Genomic DNA, 20,905 nt, shown 5'->3' with positions numbered 1-20,905 from the left:
AACGATTATGATCTTTTTTTCGACAGTTATGTTGCTTTATTTTTGGATATTGCTTAGTTTTCAAAGTTTTTTATTGCAAAATAGAAAGCTTTTTTTTATTCTCTATTTTTTAAAATAAATAGAGAGGATTTATTATTTATAAGATAATAGTAGTGTAAATAATAAAAAGAAAGGAGGATAACTAGTTGTCCGTTGCTTAGTTTAAAATAAAAGGAGCATATATGAAAAAAAGAGGAAGCTTATTTCTGTCGTTGTTGTTGCTTTTGTCATTTGTTACGAGTCCATTAGCTGTTCACTCACTTGATACTGCCACTGAAAGACAAGATACTTTGCCAAAAGAGTCACTTGTTTTTTCGCAACCACTCTCATCAGAAACTACTCCAGAAAATCGCGATGTTACTAGCGCTATCACATTATTTAATAATCTGTCTTTTTCTCAATATGCTTCTGCCTTACCGGGAGCCTTAACTTTAGGTGCTGGTTTTTTAGGAACTGTCGCTGCCCCGATCGTACTACCGGCTATTCTTGGAGCAAGCGTCGCCTATGGTAGTTTACAACTAGGTTCTCATCTGGGAGTAATGACGAATGACTTAATTAAAACATCTAATGGTCTTCGTGAATCTTTGGCTAGTGATCAAAGTTTACAGCAAGACCTTGCTGATTTTGCTCTTTCAGGGATGGACTCGACCACTGGAACCTATGATTTTTCACAGAAATTGCAAACGCGTTACGCTCAGGATCTGACTAGCCATACATTGATGAGAGAATATCTTACCGGAACTGGCGATTATGGAGCCTATGAATTCGATTGTAATGATAATCTTAATCTTGCACGTCGCTATATCAGCTATGGACTTCTTTGGTCGGAGCGAGAGCGAGCGGCCATTGTTGGTCGAGATGCTTCCGTGGCAACACAACCGTATGCCAATGATCAATTTTTTGTACTAGAGAGCCTTCGCTTAGTAGAAACTAGTCGAGGGAGTAATCAAACCAAGGTCGAGGTCGTTGGGCGTTCTTATGTTAGTGGTGGTGCATCGCAATCCTTTGTTTATGAAAAAGAGATTGCTCTACCAATGACTACTGCTTTAGAACAACTTACCACATTAGATGATTTACTTGATTACGTGCAAAAAATCACGACTTTTACGTTAGGATCCATTGCGACACCTTCAAAAGAAGTCGCAATTGAAACCGCTAAAACAATGGCTAGTACATATAAAATTCGAACACAACAAATTAGTGAAGACCTAACTAATGCATTGGCTGAGACCAATAATGGACTAGGCTTTGATCCGTCAGGAATGATTGCTACGCTATATGGGGAAACAATTGTTTTAGATCAATCAGGACAGTTTATATATGCTACTACCCAAGAAGTTGTTCCTACTTACCTTTGGGATGCCATTTCATTTTCTTATAGTGCTGAAGCTATCCCGAATGATGATTCTCTTACGATAGATGGAAAACGTGGGGTGCTGGATGAAGAAACGGGGGATATCGTTGATGATAATACAAAGGAGGTCCTTGTAAAAGGGGCCATGGGAGCTACTTGGACCTCTCTAAGCATGAAATTATTGATGGAAAAGATCCAAGAAATCAAAGCATCTGAGAACAATGGGGAAGATGAGGATGAAAACGAGTGGTATACACCAATAGATTTATATTATGACGAATACATTGCTGATGGGGGTAAAGGGCATACGGTTGCACGACATGTAGGTAAAACAAGAGCTGAGCTAGAAGCACGCCTCCCTGAGCATGGTAAGCGAAAGTATGCCTCTACGTTTGATAATATCGTCCAGGCATTAATCGCTATCAATGTAGGGATTTTTACGGCTAACCGTGACTATTTGGGGGGGAAGATAAAACTATCATTGGGGGATTGCTCTTTTGATTCCAAAATGAATCGAGTGATCTATAGTTCTGTGCAAATTATTCCTTTTGGCTGGGGACTTCATAAAAAAGCTAAAAATGAATATGATTATCATAGTTTAATTCGACGAACTAAGGTGATTATTCAGAAAAAAAATACTATCATTCGAAAAAAACGTAAATACTATATTGTTACTGCTTATCCAGACATTCAAAAGAGCCTACAGGATGGGTACTCGTTTGTGTCCACTACTAATTTTTCGATTGGCTGAGAAAGTAAAGAAGAAATAAAAACTATTATTTTTTATGTATTTCACTTTAAAACAGCTAGAGAACAAGGTCAGTTGGTTTGATCTTCTCTCTAGCTGTTCATTTTTTAGTCTATGATGAGCACGATATCCATTACGGTAAATTGTTTGTTTTCAGGGTCATAGATCGACCATAAAAATGCCCCATCGTCTTCTCTGCCATCATTATAGATATTTGTAAAGTCGTTGTTCCATTGGTAGATCACTAAATTCTTTTTATCAGGGAATAAGAGATCATTGACTTTCCAAAAGTCTTTGCGTGTTCGCTGTATACCAACGTAGCTAAGAAAAGCCGATTCATATTCTCCATCTTCCGCGAAAAAATTTTCCGGTGTGAGTGCCACAGCTTGCATCATTTGAGGATTCACGCGAATAGGGAATCCATTATAAGAATCAAAAGAGGGAACATCCATGTAGACAAGTTTTACGTCTGCGGTTAATTTATATAATTGAGGGAATTGTTTAACATCGGCTTCCCAACCTTTTCTATACCCTATTCGTTCCCGTATGATTCTTGCTCTATATTGTTGCACGGGTTCGCCATATATGGGAAAGCCTGTGGCTTCTTTTGTTATCATGTCAGCTTTAATCTGGGCATCGACCCTCATCTCTATGGCTTGCTTTATTTCAGGCGTCAAAGTGATCTCTACATCTGGTACTTGATCTAGCTTTTGTTTTAATCCTGGTACGAGCTGAGGTACTTGGATTGACCATTTCCGATTCATATACGTGAGGTAAGCCAAGACGGCTTCTTGATGGCTGGCGTACCCCTTGTAATTTTCTTCTGTAAAAAAAGCGCACTCTACAGGTTCGATTAAGCGATCATTGAAATTATAATAAAAGGATTCTTTTTCTAACAGTTCCATGTTTTCACGCTCCTTACGATTATTTACGTATCTATGCTGTTTTTTCATTTTATCATGAAGCATCGTTCAATAAAGGCAGTCTTTAAATCTCCTTTTTTCCTAAAAAAGAAATTTTTGAAAGGTATTTTTTCTATTTATACATAGGACGATTTCCTAATGTGGTTGAAGGGAGAGGCTTAAAGGCATGGAAGACGAGTGTTCGAATGAGCCAGATTCGTTCAACTTTTTTCAGTATAAAAAAGTTTGATTTCAAAACCTCGGTTGCAGTTTTGCTAGTAACAGGGTTTGATTATTTTATAAAATTGGTTTCTGCTACAATTAATGCTAGAATGATTTTAAATTATAAAATTGAATAAGTAGCTAAGGAGCTTTTTTATGTACGAAAAAATCAAACAATTCGGTCGTAATTTTACGCAAACTACGCCGTTTATTTTAAGTAATACGGTCATTTTGATTCCGTATCTTTTATTTTTAAGTTTAAGCGATGGTAATGGCTGGCTATCCATTTTACCATTTACGCTTTTTTATACGTTTCGTATGACGGGGCTGTTTTTAATCAGTAGTCTGCGGTTTGGATTAGATAGCTATACTTTATTGATGATCTCTTTACTGATGGGCGGAGCAGGCTCGCTATTAGGCATTCTAGGAGTTATCTATTTTCCTTTGTTTTATTTATCAAGTATTTTATTGGGTTTGAGTGCTTCATGGCTAGTTCCGGCAAATGTTACTGTGAATGCGCATGAAAAACATCAGGGATTTACGAATATGACAGCCAACAAATTCCCGTTTGCTATTCTGTTATTGATTTTGCTGTTTCGCTCGATTGCTCTTCCTGGTACTACGCAGATCGTTGTGACACTAGCTATATATACCTTGTTTTATATCATGGCTTACCATACGGTTAGACATTATCCGCGGTATGAATTAGATTTCAAGGACATCAAATCCAATTTAGTAGCAACCAAAGAATTTGTTCTCTTTATTGGTTTCTTCATCCTTTTGTTTTTGCTACGTAACGCGCGATTACTAGTTGATCCTGAACTGTTCGATATTGCGGTTTATGGTTTTTTATTGTTATTTGTTTTGGCAGCCTTTTATTTAGGCAGGGCGAAGAAAAACTGGAAGCTGCCAACATGGATGAATCTCTATACCTTTTTAAATGGCATGCTAGGCAATTTCTTGTTTTTATTCAGTACGATCTATGTGGGAAGAGTCTATGGTTTTGATCGCTTGGCAATTGACATGTACTTGCCATATATTGCAGGAATGATTTTAGCAAAACTTATTGGCAATAGGTTGTTACGAGGTTTCTCAGCTACACCACTTGTTGTCCAACTTGCTGGTCTCTTTCTTTCATTGCTCGTTCTTTTAGTGCCGTACGGCTTTGTTCCAGGGCTATTTTTACTCAGTTTTTGGCATGCGGTTGCTAGCAGTTGGCTGAACCACGAATACTATGAGATTGAGACAGAAATTCCAATGGATCGCAGAATCATCACAAAATTTACTACTCAAAACAAGGGAAGTGTGACGCATCAATTTTTGTTGATGGTTTGGATGTTGATCATTGCTCGCTTGATGGGTGAGCCAGTAGCTTTGCTGTTGCGATTAACAGGAAAATTAAGTGTGCCAAGTTCAAGTGTTCAATTGATGACTTATGCCAAATGGGGAAACGTGGGCCTATTGTTGTTAGGCGTTATCACAGTCTATTTACTATGGAAGCGAGATGAAAAACATGCGCCTATTCATTGATGGAGATGGATCACCAGTCAAAGAGGATGTCATTGATTTAGCCAGCAAAAAAAAGCTTGAAGTAGTGATTGTGACAAGTGTCGATCACTATACTACAAAAGAATATCCCTCAAATGTGCAACTCGTGTATGTTGATCGTGGTACAGATAGTGCAGATTTTAAAATCGTGGGTTTGATTCATCGAGGAGATTTTTTAGTCACCCAAGATTATGGTCTGGCATCACTCGTTTTGCCAAAAGGTGTACGGGTCTTTCATCAATCTGGAAAAGAATTTGATGAAAGTAACATTGGTTCACTTTTAGAGCAACGGTATCATAGTGGGAAAATGAGAAAAGCTGGTCTGAGAACTAGAGGGCCCAAACCCTTTACAAAAGAAGACCATGCAGCTTTTCGGCTTGCTTTTGAGCAAGCATTGGCGGAAAAATAGTTGGAATTAAACATGAGGTTGAGACAAAAGTCGTTTCGATTTGAGAAATTGAAGAAAAAAACGAGGTTGGGACAAAACTAAAAATCAGTTTTGCCACAGACTCTAACTCCGAATAAACGGTGGGAGCAGAAGCAACTCCTTCTTAAATAAGCCGAAATTCACAAAAATTTGAAAAGCAATTTTCGTGAATTTCGGCTTATTTCTCGGAGTTAAACACTTCTGTCCCAACCTCGTTTTTTTGTATGGAGATTATTTTTTTCTTTTCTTATACAACTGGATCAATGAATCGATGGCTAAGAAGATAATGACTAACGCGGCGATCGCATAGGTACAAATCCCTAAGATGGAGATGACATTGAAACGATCATCTGGTGCGGCTTGTACTAAAAGTGAGGCTCCTACGATCAATGCAGCAAGGATCACGCCGAAAACGATCCGATTGACCATGTTTTCTATACGACTTAATAGATCTTCTTGCTTTTTGATCTCTAAATTCACTTTTCCTTGCCCTGAGGTCCATATCTCAAGTAGATGATGCAGTTGTTGAGGAAGTTTCGGTGCAGTTTTCAATCCGCTTAATAAGTCTAATCCCGTTTTCTTCAACGTTTCTTCGATTTCTAAATGAGTGAAAAAATAATTCTGAGCAAATGGTGTGGCAATCTCCATCAATGACATTTCAGGATCTAACACACGAATCACACCTTCTAATGTACTAAAAGCTTTGAGTAATAGAGTGATATCGCGATCAAACTGTAAATTGTTTTGGTGGCAGATCACAACGATTTGAGTAAAGACCTCTTGGATCTCGATTTCTTCGATGGGAGAATCGGTATATTGTTCAAGAAAGGTAGCCAGTTCTTGATGGAAATTACTTTCATCAAAAGAACCTTCCTGTTGGCAAAGCCGTAAAACAGCCTTCTCAATACGATAATTATCTTTGGTGTATAACGCAATGACGGCTTCTGTCAAGCGTTGGCGAAGTGTCAGCGATAGTTGGCCCATCATGCCAAAATCAATATAGTTCAGCGTATAAGGGGCAGCTTGTTTCGTGACACGAGAAGTAGCTGTCACACTGATCGAATGAAATTCTTTTTGTCGTTTTTTTGTTTCGGTTGTTTGGTTGTGGCTCAACTCATCTGGGGTCAATAGATGGAATAAAATATTCCCAGGATGAGGATCTGCATGGAAAAAGCCATCATCGAATACTTGCTTCATAAAATTTTCGACTAATAATTTTGCGATGTTTTGTTTTAATTGCTGATTTTCATACCCTTCAATGAGTGGTGGTTCATCAGCTGTTATGTTCATTAAATGGTTTAAATTTTCTCCAGGCATTGCTTCCATCACGATCACTTTTTTCGAACAAAAAGCTTCATAGATTTTTGGACTGCGAATCTCTTGCCAATGGTCATTCTTTTCATAAAATAATACGCCATTCTTACTTTCTTTAAAAAAGTCCAATTCATTCGTCAACGAACGTCGTACTTCTTGCAGCACACCATTCAAATCTACTACGCTAGTTTCAGGAATGTATTTGATCAAAGGAAGAGCTCTTTCAAAAAGTTGCAGATCCAACATGATCTCTTCAGCAATATTTGGATGTTGGACTTTAACGACCACAGTGTCGCCATTTTTTAACTTTGCATGGTGTGCTTGACCCATAGAAGCTGAGGCAAAAGGAGCTTTGGTAAACTCTTCAAAAATATCTTCGATCAATAAGTCCAACTCTGATTCGATTGTTTTTTTTACGGTTAGATAGCTATCACTAGGGACACTATCCTGTAAGGTTTTGAACGTTTTTGTAAACTTAGTTGAAAGCAAGTCATCACGTACAGATAACATTTGACCGATTTTAATAAATGTTGGTCCTAATTCTTCGAAGGCAGTTTTCACCTGTTCAGGATTTTTTTGCTGGACAAAGTTAGGAACGACATTGTATTTGATAAATATTTTGATGATTTCTGCTAAACGGCTGCGAGAAGTTGATTTTGACATGTAACTCACTCCTTTCTATTATCATAACTGGAAAGGAAAAAAGGAACAACTAACTTGACGGTATATTTTACAATTCCTCAATCGGATTTTTCTAATCAGCAAATCATCACTATTAGACAAGAATCTAAAAAAAGTGAGGATCTATTTCTTGCATTTTTTCCTACGATTCAACACGAAACGCTTCTTTCACAACCATCTTTTTTGTGCTAGAATATGAAATAAATCACTGAATGATTTAGAATACAGGAGGACAATCTTTTGAAGATTACTTTACTATATGGCGGACGCAGTGAAGAACATGATGTTTCGATTCTTTCAGCGTTTTCAGTCTTGAATGCTATTTATTATGCGTATTATCAAGTGCAACTTATATTTATCAGTAAAGATGGTCAATGGGTCAAAGGACCATTGTTAACAGAAAAACCAGCCAGCAAAGATGAGTTGCATCTGACTTGGGATCCAAGTGGAAAAGTAACAGACGGCTTTACTGGAAAGGTGATCAATCCTGGAGAAATCAAAGAAGAAGGAACGATTGTTTTCCCAGTTCTGCATGGACCAAATGGAGAAGATGGCACGATCCAAGGATTTTTAGAAACATTGAATTTACCTTATGTGGGCGCGGGTGTGTTGACGAGTGCATGTGCTATGGACAAGATCATGACGAAGTACATTTTACAGGCCGGGGGAGTACCACAAGTTCCTTATGTCCCAGTATTGAAAAATCAATGGAAAGAAAATCCTAAAAAAGTTTTTGATCAATGTGAAGGCTCTTTACTTTATCCGATGTTCGTCAAACCTGCGAATATGGGATCAAGCGTAGGGATCTCCAAAGCGGAAAATCGGGAAGAATTACAAAATGCGTTAGCGACTGCATACCAATATGATTCACGTGCAATCGTTGAACAAGGGATCGAGGCTCGTGAGATCGAAGTCGCAGTCCTTGGAAATGAAGATGTACGCACCACGTTACCTGGTGAAGTAGTAAAAGATGTGGCTTTCTATGACTATGATGCAAAATACATCAATAATAAAATCGAAATGCAGATCCCTGCTGAAGTTCCAGAAGAAGTGTATCAAAAAGCACAGGAGTATGCGAAACTTGCCTATACGATGTTAGGCGGAAGTGGCTTGAGCCGTTGTGATTTCTTCTTAACAAATAAAAATGAGCTTTTCTTAAACGAATTGAATACAATGCCTGGATTTACTCAATTTAGTATGTATCCTCTACTATGGGAAAACATGGGCTTAAAATACGGAGATTTGATTGAAGAACTGATCCAACTAGGAATCAATCGCTTCAACCAACGCCAAAGTTTTTTTGAAGTAAATAAATAAAACCAGAATGAAGCTGGATCAAGTGTCAACTACGCTTGTTCTGGCTTTTATATGCGAAAAGGAAGGTTTTTATGAAATTAACGATACAAGAAATCGCACAAGCAGTCGGTAGTGGGAATGAGGAATCAGGTAAGATAACTGGAGTGGAATTTGATAGTCGTAAAATCAAAGCCGGTGATCTATTTGTTCCCTTAGCTGGAGCAAGGGACGGGCATGAATTTATTCAGCAAGCAATTGAACAAGGCGCTTCGGCTACGCTGTGGAGCAAAGAACTAGCAAAAGCTCCGCAAGAAATTCCAGTGATCATTGTAAAAGATACATTAGCAGCAATGCAAGATCTGGCAAAATACTATTTAGAGAAGGTTGGCGCGGATGTTATCGCGGTGACTGGGAGCAATGGCAAAACAACTACGAAAGATTTGACTGCATCGGTATTATCGCAAAAATTCCATACGTACAAGACACAAGGAAATTACAATAATAATATTGGTTTACCTTACACCATCTTGCATATGCCTGACGAAACAGAAAAAATCGTTTTAGAGATGGGGATGGATCATGCCAATGAGATCACTGCACTTTCTTTGTTAGCCCACCCTAAAGTTGCGGCAATCACGATGATCGGAGAAGCGCATATCGAAAACCTTGGTTCTCGAGAAGGAATCGCTAAAGCGAAGATGGAGATCGTAGATGGGCTTGCATCGGACGGTTTATTGATTATTCCAGAAGCAGAGCCGCTATTAAAACCACTCACAAAGAATTTGACACAACGTGTGCAAACATTTGGGATTGGTTCAGGAGATGTCGATGCCACTGTTGAAAAAGAAGAAAAGACAGAAACAAACTTTAAAGTAGCAAACGACCACTTTATGATCCCTCTTCCAGGTAGTTATAATGTGACCAATGCGCTGATTGCTTATACGGTAGGCCGCTTTTTTGGGTTATCTATTGAAGAAATCCGTCTTGGTTTAGCAAATGTCGCTGTGACACAAAACCGTACAGAATGGCTGACAGCAGGTAATGGTGCCTCCATTTTAAGTGATGTCTACAATGCCAATCCAACCGCCATGGGCCTGGTTCTGGATACTTTTGGTCAACTCCCTTCTGAAGGCAGACGAATCGCTGTGCTTGCAGACATGCTTGAGTTGGGACCAGATTCCTTGCAGATGCATGCAAGCATGAGTGAACATATCAAGCCCGATAAGTATGCTGTAGTCTTTTTGTATGGGCAACAAATGCGCGCACTGAAAGAAGCCTTAGAAAAACAATATCCCACATTATCAGTCGTTTATGTTGAAAAAGAAAAAGAAGAATTGATCAAAGCAATCAAAGAAGAATTGCACCCTGAGGATAGTATTCTATTAAAGGGAAGCAATAGTATGAAACTGAATGAGGTCGTTCAACAGCTATTGGAAATGAAATGATGAACTGTAAACTTGCAGAAAATGAAAAATCATGCTAAAATAACCTATTGCCGAAAGATGAAGAGAAATTGGACTGGTTTTATCATAATGTAAATTGCTAGAGCCAGATGTCATAATAATGATAAAGCTGAACGCGACCCGTTTGGCTTTTCTAATGCCTAAACTTCGCAAAGTGATTTTTCGGTGGTGCCACAGGGGCTAAGAATGGATAAAAACGTGCGTGGCCACTGTCAAAAAGAACCAAACACTTTGACCGAACAATCGACGGGGTAGCAAAAATTAAGCTACATCCTCAGTTAACAACCATATAGGAGGATTCATTTGAAATTTAAAGAACTAGAATTATCACCAGAATTATTGAAATCAGTAGAGCGTGCAGGCTTTGAAGAAGCAACACCAATCCAGTCAGAAACAATTCCTTTAGCATTGTCTGGAAAAGACGTGATCGGACAGGCACAAACAGGAACTGGTAAAACGGCTGCTTTTGGTTTGCCAATGTTAGAAAAAATCGATACAAATCGTAACGAACTACAAGGATTAGTTATTTCACCAACTCGTGAACTAGCAATCCAAACACAAGAAGAACTTTACCGTCTTGGCCGCGACAAACGCGTACGCGTGCAAGCTGTCTACGGTGGAGCAGATATCGGCCGTCAGATCCGTGGATTAAAAGATCGTCCACATATCGTTGTCGGTACACCAGGACGTATGTTAGACCACATCAACCGTCACACATTGAAATTAGGGACTGTTGAAACACTAGTATTAGACGAAGCAGACGAAATGCTGAACATGGGCTTCTTAGAAGATATCGAAAGTATCATCTCTAGAGTTCCTGACCAAAGACAAACATTATTGTTCTCAGCAACGATGCCTCCAGCGATCAAAAATATCGGCGTGAAATTCATGAAAGATCCAGTACACGTGAAAATCAAAACAAAAGAAATGACTGCTGATTTGATCGATCAATACTATGTACGTGCAAAAGAATATGAAAAATTTGACATCATGACTCGTTTGTTTGATGTACAATCACCTGAATTAACGATTGTTTTCGGGCGTACAAAACGACGTGTGGATGAATTAGCTCGTGGACTAGAAGCTCGTGGCTATCGAGCAGAAGGAATTCACGGAGATCTTTCACAACAAAAACGTATGAGTGTATTACGCTCATTCAAAAGCGGACATCTAGACATTTTAGTTGCGACAGACGTTGCGGCTCGTGGACTAGACATCTCAGGTGTGACGCACGTGTACAACTATGATATCCCTCAAGATCCAGAAAGCTATGTTCACCGTATCGGTCGTACAGGGCGTGCCGGAAAAGGCGGAATGTCAGTAACTTTTGTTACACCAAACGAGATGGATTATCTTCATGTCATTGAAAACTTAACGAAAAAACGTATGACTACATTGCGTCCTCCTACTGAAAAAGAAGCATTCAAAGGACAATTAGGCGCAGCGATTGAACAAATCGAAGCAAAACTGGAAGAAAATGGGTTAGATAAATATCTTCAAACAGCTGATAAGCTTTTAGAAGAATATTCTGCTCAAGATCTAGTAGCGTTGTTATTAAAAACAACAGCAAAAGATCCTTCAGACGCAGTCCCAGTTAAAATCACACCAGAACGTCCATTGCCTATGCAGAAAAAAGGCTATAACAAGAATGGTAAACGTGGTGGCGGCAATAACCGTAATCGCCGTGATAATGGGAATTATCGTGGAAACAAATCTAAAGGTGGATATAACAAAAACAGTAGCCACCAAAAAGATGGCGGTAAACGTCAAAACGATAAAAAACGTGGTTTTGTGATTCGCACAAATAATGATTAATAACAAAATGAAAGTTTCTCTTTTTTAAGAGAAGCTTTCATTTTTGTTATTTCTATACATATTGGTGGTAAAATAGCGAGAATTTGGTAGAATGAGAGTGTTCTAGAATTTTTGAAAAGAGAAAAGTATATGATAAAAGGAATTGGTATTGACGCAGTTGAATTACCTAGGATTGCGAAGATCATCAAAGAAAAACAAAAATTTATTGACCGTGTGCTAACGTCTAACGAAATCGCTCAATTTCGTGAATTGCCTTTTCATCGGCAAGTAGAATTTTTAGGTGGGCGATATGCTTGCAAAGAAGCATTTTCCAAAGCTTGGGGAACCGGCATTGGCAAAGTGACCTTTCAAGAAATCGAAATCTTAAAAAATGATGCAGGACAGCCCGTGGTGACAAAATCACCTTATAGTGGGAAAGTTTGGGTCAGTATCACGCATACGGATGAAGTCGCCTATGCACAAATTATTTTAGAAGAGTAGAAAGAAGGAAAAAATATGGTTGTCGCTTGGCACCGTCCTACAAGAGCAGTTATACATACAAAAGCTATTACTGAAAACGTGAAAAATGAAGTGGATCGATTACCTAAAGGGAAAGAATTATTTGCTGTTGTAAAAGCAAATGGTTATGGACATGGAGCAATCCAGACAGCTGAAGCTGCTGTTGCTGGCGGAGCTAGCGGTTTTTGTGTATCTAACCTTGATGAAGGAATCGAATTGAGAGAAGCCGGTTTTACACAGCCGATTCTAGTATTGAACATGATTCCAATCGATGCGCTGACATTAGCTGTTGCTCACGATCTATCCATTACTGTAGGAAACCAAGAATGGTTGAATGAGGCGGCAGAGTTCCTGTCTGATCGTGGAATAAACCATCCTCTTTCACTGCACCTAAAAGTAGATACTGGGATGGGCAGAATCGGCTTTACGACTCCAAAAGATGCCGTAAGCGCTGTGACGTTCATTCAGCATAGTTCTGTGCTACACTGGGAAGGAATCTATACCCATTTCTCAACAGCTGACCAAGCTGACGATACTTATTGGAAGCTACAACAAAAGAGATTTATCGAAATGATCGATGCAATGCCTGAATTACCGAGATATATCCATGTCAGCAATAGTGCCACAGCATTATGGCATGATGAACCAATCGGCAATATGATTCGTTTTGGGGTGGCGATGTATGGACTGAACCCTTCTGGTCATGCGTTGGCTGAAACATACCCTTTACAGCCTGCACTTGAATTAGTATCAGAGTTGATCCAAGTGAAACAATTGGCTAAAGGAGAAGGTATTGGTTATGGCAAGACCTATACGACTAGCGAAGCAGAGTGGATCGGAACGATCCCTATTGGTTATGCAGACGGTTGGTTGCGGAAAATGCAAGGATTTTCAGTTTTAGTAGAAGGAAATTTTTGTGAAATCGTTGGTCGTGTCTGTATGGATCAAATCATGGTGCGTTTACCTCACGAATTTTCTATTGGAACAAAAGTAACCTTGATCGGTAAGAATCATGGACAAGAAGTAACAATGCAAGCAGTGGCGGATCATATCGATACGATCCATTATGAAGTAGCCTGTGTACTAGGAACACGGATTCCTAGAGAATATCAAGATTAAGGAGAATCCTATGGTTAAAAGAGGAGATATTTATTTTGCTGATCTTTCTCCAGTCGTGGGATCAGAACAGGGCGGGACCCGTCCCGTCTTAGTCATTCAAAATAATTTAGGCAATCATTTTAGCCCTACGATTATTGTTGCGGCAATCACGGCAAAAATGGCAAAGCCTAAATTACCTACGCATATAGGGATCAAAGCAACGGGGACAGGAATTGAACGTGATTCCGTCATTTTGCTCGAGCAAATCAGAACAATCGACAAATCAAGACTGAAAGAAAAAGTCTGTCATTTGGATCGTGGGATCATGACAGATGTTGATCGTGCATTAAAAATCAGTGTAGGCATCGAAGCATTGGCGCCTGTCACTAAATAAAAGCATTACGCCTTTACATATAAAAGGATTGATGAAGCTCAGTCGTGCGTATGTTTTACCGAACGGATAAAATAAAAATAGAAGAACAAAAAGAAACCTAGATCCAAACACACGAGAAAGTGTCCTGAATCTAGGTTTCTTTGTTTACTTACTGCAAGATTGGCTTACCAACTTGCTTTTTTTACGCCAGGGATCAATCCTTGATGCGCTAATTCACGGAATTTGATCCGAGACATGCCAAACTTACGCATGTAGCCGCGTGGACGTCCATCGATCAAGTCACGATTTTTTAAGCGTTCCGGACGAGCGTCTAAAGGAAGTTGTCTTAGTCCTTCATAGTCCTTATTGGCTTTTAATTCTTGGCGTAAAGCGGCATAGCGCTCGATCGTAGCTTGTTGTTTTTTTACTTTGGCGATTTTTGATTTTTTTGCCATATTCTTTCCTCCATTTTTATAAATCGTAAAGGTTTCGTTTTCGGAAATGCAACTTTAACATAAACAGTAGATAAACGCAATTTATTTGAATTTATTCAAAATAAGGCGCATTTTTTGTCAAATGGAACGAGGGAACGTAAACTAAAAGTAAAAAGGGGTGCAAAGAAGATGGAAAGATTAGGGATTACAGGGTATGGACCAGCAATAGAAGTCTTTAAACGTATCACTGCGGAACCAAGGGAATTGACCGCAAATCATATTCGGGTAAAAATGAAAGCGTTCGGAATCAACCCTTATGATATTGCTTTGCGTTCAGGTAGCATGCAAGAAGTACGCAAATTGACGTTTCCTTATGTCTTAGGAAATGATGGTGCGGGAATCGTAACGGAAGTAGCAGCGGATGTTCAATCTTTTAAAGTGGGGGACCGAGTGGCAGTTCACCCAATATCAGGAGCGTATGGAGAAGAAATCGTCTTACCAGTGGGGAAAGCGGCTAAAATCCCAGAAAAAATGAGTTGGTCAGAAGCGGCAGCAATCGTCACACCGGGGATTACCGCCTACAATCTGATCAATCACCTGCTAGATCTTCAACCAACCGATACAGTAATGATTGAAGGGGCATCGGGAGCGGTAGGAACTAGCTTGATCCAATTACTTCATATAAGAGGAATCCGAACACTCGCCAGTGCTTCTAAAAAGAATGAAGAAAAGATACGTCAACTTGGAGTTTCTGATTTTTCTGCATATGACCAAGAAGATCCTGGGATAAAGTTCCAAAATCAGGCAGATACTGTGATCGATGCAACAAAAGGGAGCGTAAAAGGTGAATCTGGTATCCAAATCATGAAAGAGGGTGGAAGATACATCGCCTTGAATGATCTTCCTTCCCTAGAACTACGTCAAAAAAAGACAGGATTCTATGAACCTTTTATACCTAGAAAAGAATATCAGGACCAAGAAGCGTTTACTCACTTATTCAACGCATATCAAAATGGTGATTTTCATATTTTTGTGGGGAAAGAATTACCGGCTACGATAGAAAACGTGATTTGGGCACATCAACAATTAGAAGGGCACTCTACAACAGGCAAAATCATTTTGACTTTTGATTAAAATTTGCTGTTTTTAGGAATTTTATGAAAATTTGTTGATACCACCCTTAGACTTTTCATAATTCTAGTACTGTATGGCGTAAAAATATCTTTCTTCTTCAATAAATGATAAAGTAAAACATGTAAAATTTAATCATTCGTTCATTTATGCAGGAGTAGAATAGGACAATTTCAGCTATGTGTCAAAATTATTGCTGTTTTTGAAAAAAGAGAATTGAAAATTACATGATTTACATGGTAAAGTAATTCAGCTGAAAAAAAGAAAAAGGGGATATTTATGCGTTCAATCAAAAATACATTGAAGTTATACCTACTTGATTGGAAAAGGATTTTTAAAAATCCAATTGCAACAATTTTGATCATTGCGATTATGATTATCCCTTCATTGTATGCATGGTTCAATATCAAAGCATTATGGGACCCATATGGAAATACAGGGGAGCTGCCAATCGCTGTCTACAGTGCAGACAAGCCGGCAGAATTCCAAGGGAAAGAAATTGCAATTGGCAAAGAAGTCATCAAGTCACTTCATGACAATAAACAACTTGGATGGCAATTCGTTGATTCAAAAAAAGAATTAGAAGACGGTGTACGTTCAGGAGAATATTATGCAGGTATTTACCTGCCAGAAGATTTCTCTGAGGACTTATTGAGTTTTACAAGTGGCGACATCAATAAACCTAAAATCGAGTACACAGTGAACGAAAAGATCAATGCCATCGCTCCGAAAATCACAGATAAAGGAGCAACCGCGATCCAAACACAGATTTCAGATGAATTCATCAAGACAGCTAGTTCTACTTTGCTGAAAGTTTTCAATGAAATCGGCTATGACATTGATTCAAATCTTGTCAGCATCAACAAAGTAAAATCAATGATCCTGTCCACAGATGAAAATCTGGATACAATCGATGGGTATACGCAACAAGTACTTGACTTGCAAAAGCAACTACCAGACATCAAAGAAAAATTGAATAAAGCCAATGAATTCATCGATTATTTACCAAAAGTCGATGAGATGGGGCAAAAAGTCGTTGAATTAAACGGTAAAATGCCTCAGCTACAAGAGCAAGCGAAAATCATTTTAGACTTGCAACAAAAGATTCCGGAGATCCAGAATGCTGGAAAACAATTAGCTGAAATCGATGGAGACTTTTCATCGATCCAAGAAACGATGAACCAAGGAATCAATGAAGCGAAACAAGGCTTAACGATCATTCAACAAGTCCAAGATATTTTACCAGATGTCAAAAATCTGGAAGGGCAGGCCAATAACCTCGCTTCACAGACTAAAACTGGCGCAAATCAGCTAAAAGACGCGCTACCTGGTATTACCACAAGCGTCAAAACGACACTTGATTCGATTGGACAAGTAGCGACTACGACAAGTTCGTTAGCTTCAACAATCAATCAGGCAATATCGGACAATCAGCTCACAGATGATGAAAAACAAAAAATTGGTGAATTGTTAACGAATTTTGCCAATAGCATTCCAGAACAACAAAATGCGATTGATCAATTAGTATCGTTCCTAACAAAATTACAAGAAAATGCTGGGAATACAAAGCTACAAAACATTATTGATGCGTTAAATAACGCAAAACCTGTGTTAAGCATTCTGCAAGAACGCGTGACAGCATTAAATCAAGCGATTCAAAGTGGAAACATTGAAAATGTCAAAACATTATTAGGACAAGTTCAAGATGCTGCTAAAAACGTGAATAGTCTTGTATCGGCTATTGACCCAGCCCAAGCTAGTTCAACCGTTGAGTCTATCTTGAACCAAGTAATCAGTACGATCGAAACAGCACAAGGTGCATTAAGCAAAGCAGATCAAATCGACTTTGATTCATTGTTAAGTTCAACAAAAGCTACTGTGACGAATGCAGTAGCAATCTTAGAAAAATACCAAAAAGAAATGCCTGCTATCGGGCAAGAAATCCACGATGCCAATACCATGTTGAATGGCAATATGGCAACGATCGTTGATGGAATCAACAAAGGCGCAGACCTATACAACAATGATCTACCAGTACTAGCCAATAAACTAAATTTGGCTGCTGACTTCATTCAAAATGATTGGCCTACGTTGAAAAACGAAATTACCGGAACGATGTCGACAGTAAATGAAAAAATGCCTCAAGTGGAAACAGCTGTAAATGCCGCTGCTGACCTGATAACCAATGACTGGCCAAGTATCAAGGCAGGTATCCAAAAAGCCGCTGACGCGATCCGTAAAGGCGAACAAGAGGTAGATCTTGGAGAAGTAATCAAACTCTTGAAATTAGATGCAACAAAAGAGAGCGACTTCTTTACTAGTCCTGTAGAACTAAAAACCAATGCACTCTATCCAATCGCAAACAACGGTTCAGCAAGTACACCGTTTTATACAGCGTTATGTTTATGGGTCGGTGCGGTACTACTATCGAGTGTCGCTACAACAGATTATTATTTAGGGAAAAAAGATCGAAACAATTTTACAAAACGTGAACAATTTGTTGCCCGTATGTTGACATTCCTAACTATGGCGGTCGCACAAAGTTTGATCGTTACACTAGGAAATATCTTCTTATTAGGCGTAGATGTCCAAAATCCAGTTTACAGCGTCTTATTTGCTGTATTGATCGGCTTAGCCTTTATGATGATCGTCTATGTTTTAGCTGCCTTGTTCGACAATGTCGGGAAAGGATTAGCGATCATCATCTTAGTACTATCTATTTCCGGTGGTGGCGGGAACTACCCGATCCAAGTATCAGGGAAGTTCTTCCAAATGATCAATCCATTCTTGCCATTTACTCATGCGGTCAACCTATTGAGAGAATCAGCAGGAGGAATCTATTGGCCAAACGCCATCCCAGCCATTTGGATCATGATCGCACTATTCATAGTCTTTGGCATAGTAGGAACAGCCGCAGCACCATACGTACAAGAAAAAATGCTCAAATTCAAAGAAGCAGCACACAAGAGCCATATATTCCATTAGGCCGTTTCAACGCTGCTCTGCATCAAGTAATAAGCCCCGCCAGACGAAAATAGTTCCTCATATTTTTGTTTGGCGGGGCTTATTATCGTAGATGCAAGCGTTGAAACGCCGATTATCGGGGAAGATACAGGGACAGAGCAGATTGGAATTGTAGACCAGACGAAAATAGTTCCTCATATTTTTGTTTGGCGGGGCTTATTATCTATCGTAGATGCAAGCGTTGAAACGCCGATTATCGGGGAAGATACAGGGACAGAGCAGATTGGAATTGTAGGCCAGACGAAAATAGTTCCTCATAGTCTAAGAAACAGGGGCTTCGTTCAAAGAGTTGTTTCATGGATATTGATTATCAGAAACATGAAGAAAACTATTGGATTTCGAGCGAAGAAGACGGTAGTTTTCAGTTGCTTTTTCCAAATGTGATGAATGAAGAGTAGCCTAGTCATCTGTTTATTAAAAGTTAGCCATGTTACATATTTTAACAAGAAGGGTGTAACGATGTATATCAGCTGGGCGCTTTTCACTTTAAGGTACGATTGAAAAAAACTATTGATTTTTTTCTGCTTTTTTCCAATTATTTTTAATAAACTTTATTGACTTTTATATTTTGTGAGCGTACTATAACATCTTGTTTAATATAAAACTTCGATAATAATCATTTGAAGCAAATATGTGTGTAAAGGAGTAAAAAAATTGGATTACTTAAAAAGGTTGTTAGTAGGTAAGCCGTTAAAATCAGCTGACAACGATGACCAGAAATTGACTCGATTTGCGGCGCTTGCTCTGCTTTCATCAGATGCGCTATCTTCCATTGCGTATGGGACAGAACAGATCGTAGTGGTTTTAGTTGCATTGTCGACCGCAGCTATCTGGTATTCGTTACCAATTGCAGCATTTGTCATTATTTTATTGATTTCATTAACATTATCCTATCGTCAAATTATCCATGCCTATCCCCATGGTGGAGGCGCTTATGTCGTAAGTAGTGAGAACCTCGGTAAAAACGCAGGGTTGATCGCTGGTGGGTCGTTATTGATCGATTATATGTTGACGGTCGCAGTTTCCGTTTCAGCCGGTGCAGAAGCAATTACTTCGGCGATCCCAGCTCTATATGGGCATCAAGTGGGAATTTCTGTGGCAATCGTACTACTTTTGATGATGTTGAATTTACGCGGGTTAAGGGAGTCGGCTTCATTCTTGCTCTTCCCAGTGTATACGTTCATTATCGTCATCACGTTATTGATTGCTGTTGGTTTGTTTAATATATTAACAGGTGCGATGCCGTTACATGCAACAGCTTTACCAGGTGCTGCTGTACCAGGTGTGTCCATTGCCTTGATTTTACGAGCATTTTCTTCTGGTTCATCTTCACTGACAGGGGTTGAAGCAATTAGTAATGCTGTACCTTTCTTCAAGAAGCCACGGGCGAAAAACGCTGCTGGAACTTTGACGATGATGGCGTTGATTCTAGGCTTCTTCTTTGTAGGAATTACCTTTATCAACTATTGGTACGGAATTGTCCCTGAAAAGGAAGTAACTGTATTATCTCAAATCGGTCAAGCAGTTTTTGGTCATGGGATCTTATATTACATTTTACAATTTGCTACTGCGTTGATTTTAGCTGTAGCTGCGAATACTGGTTTCTCAGCTTTTCCTGTTCTAGCTTTTAACTTGGCAAAAGACAAATTCATGCCTCATATGTACCAAGATCGTGGAGATCGTTTAGGGTACTCTAATGGAATCATGACTTTAGCATTTGGATCAATCATCTTGCTATTCATTTTCCATGGTTCAACAGAGCGCTTGATTCCATTGTATTCAATCGGCGTATTTATTCCATTCGCGTTATCACAAACAGGGATGGTCATCAAATGGAAAAAAGAAGGCAAGAAGTGGTTAGGAAAATCAATTGCAAATATCGTAGGAGCATTTATCTCATACGCCATCATTGCAATTTTGTTTGTTTATCGTCTAGGCGATATCTGGCCGTTCTTTATCATTATGCCGATCGTCATTTTCATTTTCTATAAGATCCACGATCATTATAAAAAAGTAGCTGAGCAACTTCGTTTAGAAACGGATGCGAAATTACATGATTTCGATGGGAATACAGTACTTGTATTAGTCGGAAATGTGACTCGAGTAAATATCGGTGCGTTGAATTATGCGCGTTCAATCGGTGATTATGTTGTAGCGATGCACGTTTCCTTGGATGAAGATGTGGAGAAGGAAAAAGAGATCGAAGCCGAATTTAAAAAGCATTTTCCAGATGTTCGTTTCTCCGTAGTCCATTCGTCTTATCGTTCGATCGAAAATCCGATCATCCGCTATGTGGATCTTGTAAGTAAGAATGCTGCTAAACAAAACTATACAACGACTGTTTTGATTCCACAGTTTGTACCGAACCGTAGATGGCAAAATATCTTGCATAACCAAACAAGCTTGCGTTTACGTCTGCGTTTGTCATGGCGAGAAAATATCGTGATCAGTACGTATAGTTATCATTTGAAAAAATAATTGAAAAAAGTGTGGGGAAAGTAAAAAATACTTTCAGCCCACACTTTTTGTTTAGAAATA

General features: G+C 39.0%; 16 protein-coding genes. 13 read left to right on the top strand and 3 right to left on the bottom strand.

Annotated features, from left to right (window positions below):
• Positions 1 to 221 precede the first annotated feature (221 nt).
• Positions 222 to 2,144 carry an RNase A-like domain-containing protein gene (locus FGQ66_RS15050; protein WP_171024539.1) on the top strand — a complete coding sequence of 641 codons (1,923 nt, stop codon included), beginning with the start codon at positions 222 to 224 and terminating at the stop codon, positions 2,142 to 2,144.
• Positions 2,145 to 2,248: 104 nt separating this feature from the next.
• Here FGQ66_RS15050 and FGQ66_RS00910 read toward each other — a convergent pair whose 3' ends face one another.
• Positions 2,249 to 3,046: a hypothetical protein gene (locus FGQ66_RS00910; protein WP_115236069.1), complete on the bottom strand. Its 798-nt coding sequence runs from the start codon at positions 3,044 to 3,046 to the stop codon at positions 2,249 to 2,251.
• 375 nt (positions 3,047 to 3,421) lie between these two features.
• On the opposite strand from FGQ66_RS00910, the gene FGQ66_RS00905 reads away from it, so the two are divergent.
• Both FGQ66_RS00905 and FGQ66_RS00900 read left to right on the top strand, forming a co-directional pair.
• Positions 3,422 to 4,795: a hypothetical protein gene (locus tag FGQ66_RS00905; RefSeq protein ID WP_138301418.1), complete on the top strand. Its 1,374-nt coding sequence runs from the start codon at positions 3,422 to 3,424 to the stop codon at positions 4,793 to 4,795.
• Positions 4,779 to 5,222, top strand: a complete 444-nt coding sequence (locus tag FGQ66_RS00900; protein WP_005875352.1) for a YaiI/YqxD family protein — start codon at positions 4,779 to 4,781, stop codon at positions 5,220 to 5,222. Before FGQ66_RS00905 ends, FGQ66_RS00900 begins: the two co-directional genes overlap by 17 nt.
• Positions 5,223 to 5,471: 249 nt before the next feature.
• Here FGQ66_RS00900 and FGQ66_RS00895 read toward each other — a convergent pair whose 3' ends face one another.
• Positions 5,472 to 7,217, bottom strand: a complete 1,746-nt coding sequence (locus FGQ66_RS00895) for an ABC1 kinase family protein (RefSeq protein ID WP_138301417.1) — start codon at positions 7,215 to 7,217, stop codon at positions 5,472 to 5,474.
• A gap of 258 nt (positions 7,218 to 7,475) precedes the next feature.
• Here FGQ66_RS00895 and FGQ66_RS00890 point away from each other — a divergent pair, with 258 nt between their 5' ends.
• The 6 genes from FGQ66_RS00890 (at position 7,476) to FGQ66_RS00865 (ending at position 13,799) form a co-directional block, all read left to right on the top strand.
• Positions 7,476 to 8,552, top strand: coding sequence for a D-alanine--D-alanine ligase (locus FGQ66_RS00890; protein WP_005875355.1), 1,077 nt, complete (start codon positions 7,476 to 7,478; stop codon positions 8,550 to 8,552).
• Positions 8,553 to 8,623: 71 nt separating this feature from the next.
• Positions 8,624 to 9,976 (top strand): UDP-N-acetylmuramoyl-tripeptide--D-alanyl-D-alanine ligase, encoded by a 1,353-nt coding sequence (locus FGQ66_RS00885; RefSeq protein ID WP_138301416.1) that lies wholly within the window; start codon positions 8,624 to 8,626, stop codon positions 9,974 to 9,976.
• A 321-nt stretch (positions 9,977 to 10,297) separates the two neighbouring features.
• Positions 10,298 to 11,809, top strand: a complete 1,512-nt coding sequence (cshA, locus tag FGQ66_RS00880) for a degradosome RNA helicase CshA (RefSeq protein WP_005875359.1) — start codon at positions 10,298 to 10,300, stop codon at positions 11,807 to 11,809.
• A 129-nt stretch (positions 11,810 to 11,938) separates the two neighbouring features.
• Positions 11,939 to 12,289 (top strand): holo-ACP synthase, encoded by a 351-nt coding sequence (gene acpS, locus FGQ66_RS00875; protein ID WP_005875361.1) that lies wholly within the window; start codon positions 11,939 to 11,941, stop codon positions 12,287 to 12,289.
• 15 nt (positions 12,290 to 12,304) lie between these two features.
• Entirely contained in the window at positions 12,305 to 13,426 is a 1,122-nt protein-coding gene (alr, locus tag FGQ66_RS00870) for an alanine racemase (RefSeq protein ID WP_113845162.1), read from the top strand.
• A gap of 10 nt (positions 13,427 to 13,436) precedes the next feature.
• A complete protein-coding gene (locus FGQ66_RS00865) occupies positions 13,437 to 13,799 on the top strand; it encodes a type II toxin-antitoxin system PemK/MazF family toxin (protein ID WP_005875364.1) in 363 nt (120 codons plus the stop codon).
• A 164-nt stretch (positions 13,800 to 13,963) separates the two neighbouring features.
• Here FGQ66_RS00865 and rpsN read toward each other — a convergent pair whose 3' ends face one another.
• Positions 13,964 to 14,233 carry a 30S ribosomal protein S14 gene (gene rpsN, locus FGQ66_RS00860; protein ID WP_005875366.1) on the bottom strand — a complete coding sequence of 90 codons (270 nt, stop codon included), beginning with the start codon at positions 14,231 to 14,233 and terminating at the stop codon, positions 13,964 to 13,966.
• Between the two features lie 168 nt (positions 14,234 to 14,401).
• Between rpsN and FGQ66_RS00855 the strand changes: the two genes are divergently transcribed.
• From FGQ66_RS00855 to kimA, 4 genes are all read left to right on the top strand, one after another.
• Complete coding sequence (locus FGQ66_RS00855) at positions 14,402 to 15,346, top strand: NADP-dependent oxidoreductase (protein WP_081133783.1); 945 nt, start codon at positions 14,402 to 14,404, stop codon at positions 15,344 to 15,346.
• Positions 15,347 to 15,622: 276 nt separating this feature from the next.
• Positions 15,623 to 18,328 carry a YhgE/Pip domain-containing protein gene (locus FGQ66_RS00850; protein WP_138301415.1) on the top strand — a complete coding sequence of 902 codons (2,706 nt, stop codon included), beginning with the start codon at positions 15,623 to 15,625 and terminating at the stop codon, positions 18,326 to 18,328.
• Between the two features lie 69 nt (positions 18,329 to 18,397).
• Positions 18,398 to 18,751 (top strand): hypothetical protein, encoded by a 354-nt coding sequence (locus FGQ66_RS15045; RefSeq protein WP_171024538.1) that lies wholly within the window; start codon positions 18,398 to 18,400, stop codon positions 18,749 to 18,751.
• 270 nt (positions 18,752 to 19,021) lie between these two features.
• Complete coding sequence (gene kimA / locus FGQ66_RS00845) at positions 19,022 to 20,845, top strand: potassium transporter KimA (RefSeq protein WP_005875369.1); 1,824 nt, start codon at positions 19,022 to 19,024, stop codon at positions 20,843 to 20,845.
• The last annotated feature ends 60 nt before the right edge of the window (positions 20,846 to 20,905 follow it).

It is taken from the genome of Enterococcus sp. BSD2780061688st2 D3 (assembly GCF_005844145.1).
Lineage (GTDB): Bacteria > Bacillota > Bacilli > Lactobacillales > Enterococcaceae > Enterococcus_B > Enterococcus_B durans.
This window is presented reverse-complemented; position numbering and strand designations above follow the sequence as displayed.